Source organism: Paraburkholderia sp. GAS82 (genome assembly GCF_050436285.1).
GTDB lineage: Bacteria > Pseudomonadota > Gammaproteobacteria > Burkholderiales > Burkholderiaceae > Paraburkholderia > Paraburkholderia phenazinium_B.
The window spans coordinates 137,318-149,958 of record NZ_JBNDLX010000008.1 but is presented as its reverse complement, the minus strand read 5'-3'; the positions used below and the strand labels follow the sequence as shown (position 1 = coordinate 149,958).

Sequence of the window (12,641 nt, the reverse complement as noted above, 5' to 3'; positions counted from 1 at the left end):
TCAGGCATCACCGGGCATGAAGATGTACCCAGAGTCACAGCCTATGCCAGCCCAGTGTCGCGCGCTCGCCGCGCTGCTCCCGGCGGCACAGTTTCAGGAGTCGAGTAGTGACTGCTTCTCTTAGCGGAAACGGAAAGGCCACGGCCACCGCGACCCGCCGCACGTCGCCAATGGCGGCGCTCGCCGACCGCTGGATTCCGAAGCTGGTGCTTTCTCCCAGCATCGTGATCAGTCTGGTCTTCGTTTACGGCTTCATTTTTATTACCGGCTATCTGTCGCTGTCGAATTCGCGATTGATGCCGCGCTACGAATTCGTCGGCCTCGACCGTTATCGCGAGCTGTTCGATAACGACGTCTGGTGGACTTCGGCCGCTAACCTCGGCTGGTTCGGCATTCCGTTCATTGCGATCTGCGTTGCGCTCGGGCTGTTCCTTGCGATCCTGCTGGATCAGCGCATCCGTAACGAAGGTGCATTGCGCGCCGTGTTCCTGTATCCGATGGCGCTGTCGTTCATCGTGACCGGCACGGCATGGCAATGGATTCTCAACCCCAATCTCGGCATGCAAAAGGTGTTTCACGACTGGGGTTGGACGAGCTTCCAGTTCGACTGGCTCGACAATCCGGACCGCGCGATTTTCTGTATCGTGATCGCGGCCGTCTGGCAGTCCACCGGCTTCGTGATGGCGCTGTTCCTCGCCGGCCTGCGCGGCGTGGATGCGGAAATTTTCAAGGCGGCACAGGTGGATGGCGCGACGCTGCCCACCATCTACCGCAAGATCGTGATTCCGAGCATGCGCCCGGTGTTTTTCTCGGTGCTGCTGATTCTCTGCCACATCACGATCAAGACCTTTGACCTCGTCGTCGCGTTGACGGCGGGTGGCCCGGGTACCTCGTCGTCGCTGCCGGCGATGTTCATGTACACGTTTTCGTTTAACCGCGGGCAACTGGGCGTCGGCGCTGCATCGTCGATGATGATGCTCGCGACCGTCGTGGCCGTGCTCGTGCCGCTGATGTATATGGAATCGAGGAGCACGCGTAATGCAGCCTAAGATGACGATCAGCCGTGCCGTCATTTATGCGGCGCTGATTCTGTTTGCGTTGTACTTCCTGTTTCCGCTTTACGTGATGCTGTCCACGTCGTTCAAGGACATCGATCAGTTGCGCACCGGCAACCTGCTGACGCCGCCGTCGCATCCGACTTTCGCGCCGTGGATCAAGGCGTGGAGCCAGGCATGTACCGGTGTGCGTTGCGACGGTATGGAACCGTTCTTCATGAACTCGGTGCGCATGGTGATTCCGGCCGTGCTGATTTCGTCGATCATCGGTGCCTTCAACGGTTACGTGCTGACGCACTGGCGCTTCCGTGGCGCGGACATCCTGTTCACGATGCTGCTGGTGGGCTGCTTCATTCCGTTCCAGGCCATCCTGTTGCCGATGGCGCGTTTCGAAGGCTTCATGGGCCTGTCGAACACGGTGGGCGGACTGGTGCTGGTGCACGTGGTGTACGGGATTGCGTTCACGACGATGTTCTTCCGCAACTTCTACGTCAGCATTCCGGCGGAACTCGTGAAAGCGGCGCGTATCGACGGGGCAGGCTTCTTCCTGATCTTCTCGAAGATTCTGCTGCCGGTTTCGTTGCCGATTTTCATGGTCTGCCTGATCTGGCAATTCACGCAGATCTGGAATGACTTCCTGTTCGGTATCGTGTTCTCGGGTGTCGATTCGATGCCGATCACGGTGGCGCTGAACAATCTCGTCAATACGTCGACCGGTGTGAAGGAATACAACGTCGACATGGCAGGCGCCATTATTGCCGCACTGCCTACGTTGCTCGTCTACATCATCGCCGGCCGATACTTCGTGCGTGGCCTGACGGCAGGCGCAGTGAAGGGCTAACCCAAAACGATTGCCGCAGCGCGCTCCCTGGCGGCTGCGGTGCGAACCGGCATCCGGCCTGCGCCGCCTGAGTGTGACGCAGCTGAAGCTGTACCAGAGACAAGAGGATTCACAGCATGGCAAGTCTTTCCATCCGTGACGTGTACAAGACCTACCCGAATGGGGTGCCGGTCCTGAAGGGTGTCAACATCGACATCGAAGATGGCCAGTTCCTGATCCTGGTGGGCGGCTCGGGCTGCGGTAAGTCGACGCTGCTCAACATGATCGCCGGTCTCGAGACCGTGACGAAGGGCGATATTCAGATCGACGGCAAGACGGTGAACAACCTGTCGCCGAAGGATCGCGACATCGCGATGGTGTTTCAGTCGTATGCACTGTATCCGTCGATGACGGTGCGTGAAAATATTTCGTTCGGCCTGGGTATCCGCAAGGTGCCCAAGACGGAGCAGGCGCAGATTGTCGATCGGGTTTCCAGCATGCTGCAGATTCAGCATTTGCTGGACCGGAAGCCGGGGCAACTCTCCGGTGGTCAGCGGCAGCGTGTGGCGATGGGACGTGCGCTGGCGCGCGACCCGGTGATGTTCCTGTTCGATGAGCCGCTGTCCAATCTGGATGCCAAGCTGCGGATTGAGATGCGCTCGGAAATCAAGCTGCTGCATCAGCGTCTTGGGACGACCATCGTTTATGTGACGCACGATCAGATCGAAGCTATGACGCTCGGCGATCGGATCGCGGTCATGAAAGACGGGGTGGTGCAGCAGTTTGGCGCGCCGCAGGACATCTACGATTCGCCTTCTAACCTCTTCGTAGCCGGGTTTATTGGCGCGCCGCCGATGAACTTCATCCAGGGCAAGCTGGTTGAGCAAGGATCGGGCGTGGGCGTTGAGATTGATACCGGCATCAAGCGTAGCGTGCTGAATTTGCCGTTCACGTCGGCCAAGGTTAAGGCGCAGGTCGGCAAGGAAGTTATCCTGGGTCTGCGGCCTGAGCGGATTACGGATGCTCGCAGTGCGCATAATGTCGAAGATGCGCAGTTGCAGCCGATCGAGGTCAAGGTCGATGTGATCGAGCCTACCGGACCCGATACTTTGGTGTTTGCTCAGGTCAACGGTAAGCGCGTGGTGAGCCGCGTGCATCCGGCTTCGAATCCGCAACCGCTTAGCAACATGACGCTGCTGTTTGATGTTTCCAAGGCAGTGCTGTTTGATCCGGCTAATGAAGAGCGGATTGCTTAAGGGTTTTTCGCGGTAGGTTTAGCGAAGAAAACAAAGGCCCCATGCGTCGGAAGACGTATGGGGCCTTTTTGCGACTGCTGCGAGTGTCCGCTTTCGAAAGATGCGATCGACGCTGGGCCACTCACATGAGGCGGTCGGGATTCTCCACAGCAATCACACGCCGCAGCCGGATTTGGCCAACGGTGCAACGCAGGGACTCCGCTTGCGATCAGTGAGCTTCGCCAGCGGACGACGGTGCGCCCGATTGCGATCCCGTGCTGTCGCTGCCGCCGTAAGCCGCGTTTGCATTGCGCTGGGCGGCTTGACGTTCAGCCCGTTGAGCCCAGGCTTTTTGTACCTGCTGACCTTGCGGCGTAGCGCCCCAGTCGTAACCAACCGGGCCGGCAGGGCCGGTGCCACCCGCGAAAGCAGGGGCGGCGATGGCGGTCGAAGCCGCGATCAGGGCAGCGGCGATAAGTTTGGTGTTCATGAGATACCTCCAATAGATTTTCGGCGTTCGGGAGAAGCTGCGGAAGGAACCAGAACTTCGCGTCGCAGCACAGTCGAACGGAGTGTATACCCGTACTATTGGAATTTTATGTTGATAACCTGAATTTACTATTCTTCGAGGGACAACAATCTTGGGAGCGTTCCCGGACGGGCGTTTCAATGGGGCGCAATCGGCCCTTCGCAGGCCGCACCAGTGTATGCCGTAAAGTGAAAGAGTCTTGATCAGATCTTCATGGGGTTCGCCCAGCGCTCCCTAATTCACGCCCGTTCCAGCCGCACGTCTGGCTTCACGCCATTCTGCAGGACCGATTTCCTGCGGGAATCCTTGGCGCAAACAGCCGCTCCATGACTGAGCCAATCGAGCGCTGCAATGGCATCATCATCCGCGCTACCGCGCACCTTGGAGAACGTCTCGGCCATATCCTCGCCAGGTACAGCGCGCCGGATAGCCACCCCAACCGCAAGAATATCAATCATCACGAGATGCAAGATTCGCGAAACCATGGAGAGCTGCGACTCACGAACCTCAATATGATCCTTCTCCAGCGCCACGGTAGCGCGCCTGGCCAACGGCGTATTGCTTGACGTAATGGCAATTACCTGCGCTCCGGCCTGCATCGCGGCCTCCAGCACTCGTAGCAACTCCGGCTCACGCCCTGACTTCGACACGGCAACAATCACGTCGTCCTTCCCAAGCAGCGCCGCGGACGCCGCCTGCATGTACGGATCGCCATAAGCAATCGTAGGAATGCCAAACCGGAAGAACTTGTAGTGCGCATCCTGCGCGATGATGTTCGAATTGCCGAGCCCGTAGAACTCGATCCGGCGCGCACCGCTCAACAGTTCGATTGCCCGCTCGACATGCTCGAAGTTCAAATGCTCACGCAACTGCAGAATCGATGAGATCGTGTTGTCCAGTACCTTCGCGCCAAAGTCCGTCACGGTGTCGCCCAGATGCACCTGGCTGTGACTCACAGGAATCGTTGCGGTCACTCCGGTCGCCAGCTTCAGCTTGAAATCGGACAATCTCGGCCAGCCCAGCGAGCGGCAGAAACGGATTACCGTCGACGGGCCCACGTCGGCCTTGCGTGCGATGTCGACGATCGGGTCGTTGATGATCGAACGCGGATGATTCAACGCCAGATCCGCCACGCGCCGCTCTGCGGACGTCAACGCGTCCCGCATCTGGCGGATGCGTTCGAACACCGCCGTCGAGTTTCCGCCCGGGCGATTCGACAACTGTTCCGCCAGAATCGCCGAGACTCCGAGGAACGCCGAATACTCAGCGGTGATCACGTAAGTCGGCACGTCCTGCAGATACGCCTCGAAGCGGCCCTTCGCCTCGAAGCGCTCACGGAACGACGAACGCGCAAAGAATTTGCCCAGCCGCGGCACCACGCCGCCGCCAATGTAGATGCCGCCCAGCGCGCCCAGCGTCACCGCCATGTTGCCGGCGAACGTACCGAGGATGCCGCAGAACACATCAACCGATTCCGCCGCCAGCGGTTCGCCCTCGAGCGCAAGTTTGACCACGTTGGCGGTGTCGAAGTTGGCAGGCACGCCTTTCTGGTCGCGTGCTGCCAGCGCCCTGTAAATGACCTCGATGCCGGGCCCCGCCGACACGCGCTCAAACGACACATGTGACCACTGCATGCGCGCATATTGCAGCACCAGATCTTCGCGCTCATCAACCGGTGCGAAGGTGGTGTGGCCGCCTTCACTGCCGAGTGCAATCCAGCGGTCGGCAGTGGGAATCAGGCCACAGACACCGAGATCCGTGCCGGGGGTCAGCAGTCCGATCACGCTGTTCGGGCGGCGTGCGCCGCCGCCCACCTGCACGCGTTGCGTGTCGGTCAGGCCTGGCAATGCCATCGCCAGCGCCGCGAAGTCGTTGACCACCAGCATTGTGTCGAAGCCCAGATCGCGCCGTGTCGCTTCAATCGAAAAGGTCCACTCGTGATTGGTCATGCTGACATGGTCGCCGTCGACGGGATTCGCAATCGCGATCGCCGCGTGGCTTACGCGGCCAATCCTCAAGTCTTTGAGGTATTTCCTGATGACTTCGGCGACGCCCGGGTAGTCGGCGCAGGGGTAGATCCGCACCTGACAAATCTCTCCCGGCCCCGTCTCCAGCGCAAAGCGCGCGTTGGTGCCGCCGATGTCGGCTAGCAGCCTCGGTCCGTCAGCGTGCTGGCCCGCACCCGAGGCAGCATTACTTCTCACACCAGTAGACATCGAGTCTCACTCCGTTGTCGTTTGCCAGCATTGAGATGGCATTTTTTTATGGCGCAGCGGCGGCGGTTTTCAGCACGCCGAGCTTGCGCGGTCCCGCAATCAACAGAAATAGACGACCCATTTGCCTCAGCGCGGACATCGACTGCCTTACACGCGCATGCGGCATTGACCCGGGACGCGCAACTACGAAACTGAACCGCTCGAGTTTGGTGGAGGCTTGGACTCCTCAGCAAATGGGGCAATGAAAAAGTCGAGCAAATCGTTCTGGATGTGCCTGAACCGGCGCGGCACGCTCGCCGGGCGGGCAATGATGGAGCGCTGATCTATCGCTCCGACAGCGGTTCCTGGTACATCGACATTAGCTACAGCGAACGGCCGGCCCACGCAGGCATCGAGCTGTCGATCGACAGCCGGGAAGGCGGCTACGACAACACGCTGACTGAAACGATCAACGGCCTGTAGAAGGCGGAACTGATTCATCGTCGTGCGCCGTGAAAAACACGTGAGTTTGCTGGACTGGCGATGCCGGGATAGTTGGCCTTGCTCGACCACCCTCGGCTGATGGAGCCGCTCGGCTATATCTCGTCTGCAGAAGCTGAAGCAAACACTACTGACCTGCAACTCGGCATTCTTTCTGCTGGACCGATATCGACTTAAACCTATCAGCCTCCACCATTACCGGGCGTGGTTAAACTGAAATTCTGTATTTCAATTTGCGCATGTGGGTGTTGCTTTTGCCCTGTTCATGAACGAACGGCACACAAAGATGAGGTGTGATTTGAGGTTCGTATAACGCGCGTCAATGGGCATGCTACAGCAAATTGATCGCTGCCTATATTGCCTGTCTGTTGCACGGTTTTACTTGTTCGTTCGTAACCGCCCCTCGCGATGTGAATTTTTGCAGAAAATGTTCAATATCATGATATTGAACAAAAGACTTTTATCTATAATGATAACAATCGAAAGCGTCGTGTTTTGCGAACTACGTCCGCCTTTCTTCGAAAAGGCACAACTCCTTTGCGCATCAGGCCTCCAGCCCGATTGGCTTCCCGCGGGACACGCCGAGTCTTATTAAATGGCCACCCGAAAGGTGTTTCGCGGCATAGCGAAGGCCTGATACGAAGATTGGTAGGGCGAAGCATTACTTATATTACCTGTTTGTTACGTTATTTTACTGAGCTGTGCATTATTGCCATTGTCTGAATAAATTTCCCATCGAAATTTCATTATCTGCATTAATCTCTTGTTGAGTGAGCGTTACTCTCATCGATTTTGAGTGTCAATAGTGACAATCCTTGTCATTAGCCCCTGAGAACTTTAATTCCCTTGTTATATGAGGTTCTGGCACTTTTCGACGATCCGCTTACACGGATCAATATGGCAATTTCGCCACACCAGTCTGGCCGACTTCGATTTTTTTATCCGACTCTCAGGTATTCTTGACAAATCAGTAGGCAAAGTACGAAAAGAAAGTAATTTGAAAGTAGTTTGACTACGCCGCGCAGGGGGAGACCGGTCGACGCAAGATCCACGTGACGCAAAGATGGCCCCCAAGGCTATGGTCAGGACAACACACCAGGATCGTCTGACTGTCTCCCTCGTATGAGATGTCTGTTCGGCGCCTCCGGTGCCCGAGCACCATTAGTAGTACTTCCTGTTTTTTCTTTTTGATAAGGTATGGAGGAGACGATGAAAAAAGCTTTACTCGCCGCTGCGTTGATGTCGGCTGGCGTCATTGCCCACGCTCAAAGCAGCGTGACGCTGTTCGGCCGCCTGGATGCGGGCGTTGAATACATGAGCGGCATACCTAGTGCGACTGGCACGGGTTCCACGTCTCGCGTCAAACTGGAAAGCGGTGACTGGGGTACCAGCCTCTGGGGTATGAAGGGCGTGGAAGACCTGGGTGGCGGCTTGTCGGCGGTGTTCCACCTGGAAGGCTCTTTCAGCACAGCGACGGGCGCGCTCGGCGGCCCTAACAACCTCTTCAATCGTTATGCATTGGTTGGGATCCAGGACAACCAGGTCGGTACCCTGACCTTGGGTCGCGAGTTGACCCTCGATGGCGAGGACCTGTGGGCATATGACCCGTTCGCCCAGTCGTCGTGGTCGTCGGCATCGCTTGTACGTGGCCGCAACTGGCAGGCTTCGAGCAACAACATCAATTTTGACTCGCAAACCTTCGGCGGCTTCGCTGCGCGCGTCCAGTACTCACTGGGTAACACAACGAACTTTAACGATGGCGCTACGGGCAACGGCGGTCAACTGAACAATGAAGGCCGTTCAGATGCTGTGGAGCTCAAGTACAACAACAGTCTTCTCCAGCTTCGCGCCGTGTATGACGAAGTTCGCAATGTGAACGGCGGCCTTGGCGACACAACCAACGGCGTGTGGGGCTCTTCGCGCGAATATATGGCTGGCGGCAACGTGATCCTGGGACCATTCACGCTGAACGCGATGTATGACGGCCTGCGTAGCTCGGGGGTGAGCGGTGCCCCGACTGGCATTCCGACGACAGCAAACCAGGAATACGGCGGTGTGACATGGCATGCTACGCCGGCCGCACAGCTGATTGCAGCCGTGTACCACGTCAATGCGAACAACGGCGCGGGCAATGCCACGATGTACACCATCGGCGGTTCGTACAACCTCTCGAAGCGCACTTTGCTTGACGTCCAGGTGGCTACCGTGCGTAACAGCAACAATGCTGACTTCAGCCTTGAAGCCAACCTCCCGGGCAATTCGGATAACCCGCTCCCAGGTCACAGCCAGAGCGGCGTGTACGCCGGTATTGAACACTCATTCTGATCGACCCGTGTCAATATAAGACCCGAGAGGAATCACGACGAATCATGATAAAAGGAGAAGCTAAATGAAAGCATTCCAGGTGATCAAGGCCATCAGCGGCGCGCTCATCGTAATGGCCTCGCTCAACGCCTATGCGCAAAGCAGCGATGCGACGGCGGCGCCCGCCATGTCAGCTGCCCCGAGCGCCAAGGCGACCAGGGCTTCCAACCGGGCTCTGCAACGCAAGGTGCTTAAGGCACTGGCCAAGGCGAAGGGCTTGACCGCTGAAAACATCACGGTCCGTGCACGCGGCGGTGTCGTGACGTTAGAAGGTCGGGTGTCCGATCAAGGGCAAAGCGACATTGCTACGCAAACCGCTCAAGGCGTAGCGGGCGTGACGTCGGTGACCAACGCACTGCAGGTCCGCGAACAGTAAGCCTGCCTGAAACCGGGCACAACCCTGCATGCCAGAGGGTTGTGCCCGTTTCAATTCGGACGTGTGCAAAGACTGCGTTCGCTTCAACTCCCCAACTTGTTCGGATCCCGCCAGGCCCGTTCGAACGGTAGTCGCCACGCCCGCGGCGCGACGAGCTGATGAATAGCGTTCGGCCCCCACGACCCCGGTGAATAGAACCGGACAGGCGGTGGAGATTCCAGCAACGCGGTCGACACTTGCCACAAGCGCTCGATGCCCTCAGCGGTTGTGAACAGCGTACGGTCGCCTCGCATGGCATCAAGAATCAGCCGCTCGTACGCCTCAAGCACGTCGCCAATCATCCCCGTGTCACGCATGGCAAACTGCAGGCTCAGCTTGTCCAGCCGCATCCCGGGGCCTGGCCGCTTGCCATAGAACGACAGCGACATCTTCGACGCATCCGCTAGGTCGAACGTCAAATGATCCGGTCCCTGGGAACCGACACCGGACCCAGCGGGAAACATGCTCTTGGGCGGTTCGCGAAATGCGATGGAAATGATTCGTTGTCCTTCAGCAAGCCGCTTCCCGGTGCGGAGATAGAACGGCACACCGGCCCAACGCCAATTGTCGATAGAGCACTTCAACGCAATGAATGTCTCCGTCTCCGACTCAGGACTAACACCTTCCTCGGCCCGATACCCGGTGTATTGCCCTCGCACGACATCGGAGGGTTGAATCGGCAACATACTGCGAAACACCTTGTTCTTTTCCTCACTGATCGGCGCTGGTTCGAGCGAGGTCGGAGGCTCCATCGCCATGAACGCGAGAATCTGGAACAGATGCGTGACCACCATGTCGCGAAACGCCCCGGTCTGCTCATAGAACCCTGCGCGCTTGCCGAGCCCGAGCGTCTCCGGCACATCGATCTGCACGTGGTCGATAAAGTTGCGATTCCAGATAGGTTCGAATAGCCCATTCGCGAAGCGGAATGCGAGAATGTTTTGCGCCGGCTCTTTCCCGAGGAAGTGGTCGATGCGGAAGATCTGCTCTTCTTCGAACACTTCGTGCAGCCTGGCATTCAACGACACCGAGCTTGCCAGATCGGTCCCAAACGGCTTTTCCATAATGATCCGGGAACGCTCGACCAGTCCCGCGTCCTTGAGCATCCCCACTGCCGACAAGGCCGCGTTTGGCGGCACGCTCAGATAGTGCAGCCGCTGGCATTGAGCTTCGAGGCTTTGTTCGGCTCGTTCAACCGCGACCTTGAGCGCCTCGGCACCTGCGGCCAGCGACAGATAGTCGAGATGCGCGGAAAAGGTCTCCCATTCCGCCTCGACGATCGGGCGACTGGAAAACTCTTCGAGCGCTTCCCGTGCAATACGGCGAAAGTCATCCAGCGTGATGTCATCGAGCGCGACCGCAATCACCCGGCAGCCGGGAATGAAGCCCGCACTCGCCAGGTGGAACAAACCGGGCAAGAGCTTGCGTCGCGCCAGATCGCCGGTGGCGCCGAAGAGGACGACTACTTGGGGAAACCGCGGACCCACTCCTGGGGAGATCTTCGCCATCGTGCTGATCCTTGTTGGTTAGCGACGTCAAACGAAAGGGCGATGCGCCAGGGCGAAGCCCCGCTGGATTTCAGCAAGCAATTCTACGCGGCGAAAACTTCAAAGAGCCGCCCGAGTACAGGCGGATACGCCAAAAACGCGCGAGGCTTTCGCGCTTCAGGCATTCAGTGGCCGCGAGGCGCAGTGAAGTCAGGCTGGCGTATACCCCATTGCAACGATTTTTTTCCCGTGAAACACTTCTGTCCATCTGCTGTGTCGGACTGTTATCCGATATACCAGACAAATGAATTTTGGCGTGACGTTGTCTTTGAGCTCCTCGATTGGAGCGCGCCGCGAAGGCTAGGCTGATCGCCGTTTCCGTCCATGCGTGGACTTCTCACTTCAGATCGGGATTGAAAAATGAGAATCGTCAGGGAAAGCGCAAGAGTCGCGTGTTTGCTCGCAGTGGCCGGTCTGATGGTATTCGCCGGCTGCACAAAAATCGCCCAGTCAGATCAGGGCGGCGCGGCCGATTCGGCGCTCAAGCAGGTTCTGCAGCGCGGCACCTTGCGCGTAGGCGACTGCTTGACCTTTGCACCATTCGGCTTCTACAACAAGGATGGCCAGCCCGACGGTTACGACGTTGACCTCGCGAAAGAACTGGCCAAGCAGATGGGCGTCAAGCTCGAAGTCGTGAATACGACGAGTGCCAATCGCATTCCGAATCTGCAAACGAGCAAGGTCGACGTGGTGTTCTGCAACTTCACCCGCAACCTCGAGCGAGCCAAGGAAATCTCCTTTACGAATCCGTACGTGGTGGCGAGCGAAGCGCTGCTGGTGAAGAAAAGCAGCGGCATCAAGTCCATTGCCGATATGTCGAATCGCACGATTGCCACCGTCAAAGGCTCGACGAACGGTGATGAAGTGCGCTCGTTGAACATGCAGGTCAAGATTCAGGAGTTCGACAGCTCGGAGGCCGCGATCCTGGCGGTCAAGCAAGGCCAGGCCGACGCCATGATCGAGGACAACAACTTCCTCGCGTATCAGGCAACGCTCGATCCGGATCTGACCGTGACCAACGAAGCATTGGTGCCGCTCGAATACAACGCGTTCGGCGTCAAGCAGGGAGATCAGGTCTGGCTCGATTATCTGAACCTGTTCCTGTTCAACACCAACGCCTCCAAGCTGAACGCGCAGCTTTACAAGAAGTGGTTCGGCACAGATCCGCGCTTCCCGCTGAATCCGCAGTATTGAATCCGCGCGTGCTCCACGTCGGCTCAACGTCGTCTCAAGGACGGAGGAACCATGAGCTATGAATGGCTGACCCTTGCGGGTTACTGGAACGATTTTGTTCGAGCGGCGTGGTTGACGCTTCAGATCACGCTGCTGGCCTTCATCCTCGCGATGCTGCTCGGCTTGCTGACCGCGCTGGCGAGCGCGTCGCGTGTCGGACTGTTGCGCGCCATCGCAAGTGTCTATATCGAAGCGATCCGCAATACGCCAGTACTGCTACAGATATTCATCGTGTTCTTTGGGTTGCCATCGCTCGGGGTTACGCTGAATGCCTATACGGCGGGCGTTATTGCGTTGGGCGTGAACGTCGGCGCATACCTCGCCGAGGTGTTTCGTGCGGGCATTCAGTCGGTGCCGCGCGGTCAACTGGAAGCTGCGTCGATTCTCGGCTTGGGGCGCTCGCAGATCTTTGTAGAAGTGATTTTGCCGCAGGCCGCGCGTGCCGTTTTTCCGGCGATCGTCAATAACCTGATTCAACTGCTGCTCGGCACGTCGCTTCTGTCGGCGATTGCGTTGCCGGAATTGAGCGGGACGGCGACGGTGATCAACGCACGCACGCTGCTCTATCTCCAGACCTTCACGATCACGTTGATCGCCTATCTGGTGTTGAGCAGCGTGCTGTCGTGGATCGCAGGCCAGGTCGGCACGCGTGTTTTCCATCCTCCGCTGGTCATGACGAAACGCTCGCGTCGCCCATTCTTTATGGCGCGACAAAGCGATCGCACGTGAGCGCGCAACCAGGAGACC

Annotated in this window: 10 protein-coding genes and 2 pseudogenes; 8 read left to right on the top strand and 4 right to left on the bottom strand. The window is 58.1% G+C overall.

The window, feature by feature from the left end; all coding sequences use genetic code 11:
• Positions 1–107: 107 nt before the first annotated feature.
• The 3 genes from P3T17_RS24725 to P3T17_RS24715 all read left to right on the top strand — a co-directional run bounded on the left by P3T17_RS24725 (position 108) and on the right by P3T17_RS24715 (position 3,131).
• Entirely contained in the window at positions 108–1,049 is a 942-nt protein-coding gene (locus P3T17_RS24725) for a carbohydrate ABC transporter permease (RefSeq protein ID WP_429409217.1), read from the top strand.
• Positions 1,039–1,896, top strand: a complete 858-nt coding sequence (locus tag P3T17_RS24720) for a carbohydrate ABC transporter permease (RefSeq protein ID WP_143787468.1) — start codon at positions 1,039–1,041, stop codon at positions 1,894–1,896. Before P3T17_RS24725 ends, P3T17_RS24720 begins: the two co-directional genes overlap by 11 nt.
• Before the next feature lie 116 nt (positions 1,897–2,012).
• Positions 2,013–3,131, top strand: coding sequence for an ABC transporter ATP-binding protein (locus P3T17_RS24715; protein WP_074263622.1), 1,119 nt, complete (start codon positions 2,013–2,015; stop codon positions 3,129–3,131).
• Positions 3,132–3,339: 208 nt separating this feature from the next.
• On the opposite strand, the gene P3T17_RS24710 is transcribed toward P3T17_RS24715, so the two are convergent.
• The 3 genes and pseudogenes from P3T17_RS24710 to P3T17_RS24700 form a co-directional block, all read right to left on the bottom strand.
• Positions 3,340–3,600 carry a hypothetical protein gene (locus tag P3T17_RS24710; RefSeq protein WP_429409216.1) on the bottom strand — a complete coding sequence of 87 codons (261 nt, stop codon included), beginning with the start codon at positions 3,598–3,600 and terminating at the stop codon, positions 3,340–3,342.
• 278 nt (positions 3,601–3,878) lie between these two features.
• Positions 3,879–5,855, bottom strand: a complete 1,977-nt coding sequence (locus P3T17_RS24705; protein WP_429409215.1) for a bifunctional transcriptional regulator/glucokinase — start codon at positions 5,853–5,855, stop codon at positions 3,879–3,881.
• Positions 5,833–6,072: pseudogene (locus tag P3T17_RS24700) on the bottom strand (6-phosphogluconolactonase); the annotation flags it as partial. The gene P3T17_RS24705 and the pseudogene P3T17_RS24700, both read right to left, overlap by 23 nt.
• Before the next feature lie 44 nt (positions 6,073–6,116).
• Between P3T17_RS24700 and P3T17_RS24695 the strand changes: the two are divergent.
• The 3 genes and pseudogenes from P3T17_RS24695 to P3T17_RS24685 all read left to right on the top strand — a co-directional run.
• Positions 6,117–6,512, top strand: a pseudogene (locus P3T17_RS24695) (IS3 family transposase); the annotation flags it as partial.
• 1,032 nt (positions 6,513–7,544) lie between these two features.
• A complete protein-coding gene (locus tag P3T17_RS24690; protein ID WP_074263626.1) occupies positions 7,545–8,660 on the top strand; it encodes a porin in 1,116 nt (371 codons plus the stop codon).
• Between the two features lie 64 nt (positions 8,661–8,724).
• Complete coding sequence (locus tag P3T17_RS24685; RefSeq protein ID WP_074263627.1) at positions 8,725–9,075, top strand: BON domain-containing protein; 351 nt, start codon at positions 8,725–8,727, stop codon at positions 9,073–9,075.
• Between the two features lie 83 nt (positions 9,076–9,158).
• Here the strand turns inward: P3T17_RS24685 and zwf are convergent, their stop codons facing one another.
• Entirely contained in the window at positions 9,159–10,622 is a 1,464-nt protein-coding gene (gene zwf / locus P3T17_RS24680) for a glucose-6-phosphate dehydrogenase (protein ID WP_217272799.1), read from the bottom strand.
• 399 nt (positions 10,623–11,021) lie between these two features.
• Between zwf and P3T17_RS24675 the strand changes: the two genes are divergently transcribed.
• Together P3T17_RS24675 and P3T17_RS24670 are read left to right on the top strand one after the other, a co-directional pair.
• The gene (locus tag P3T17_RS24675; protein WP_074263629.1) at positions 11,022–11,855 is read left to right on the top strand and encodes a transporter substrate-binding domain-containing protein; all 834 of its coding nucleotides are present in this window, start codon (positions 11,022–11,024) and stop codon (positions 11,853–11,855) included.
• Between the two features lie 51 nt (positions 11,856–11,906).
• Positions 11,907–12,623, top strand: coding sequence for an amino acid ABC transporter permease (locus P3T17_RS24670; RefSeq protein ID WP_429409214.1), 717 nt, complete (start codon positions 11,907–11,909; stop codon positions 12,621–12,623).
• Positions 12,624–12,641: the final 18 nt, after the last annotated feature.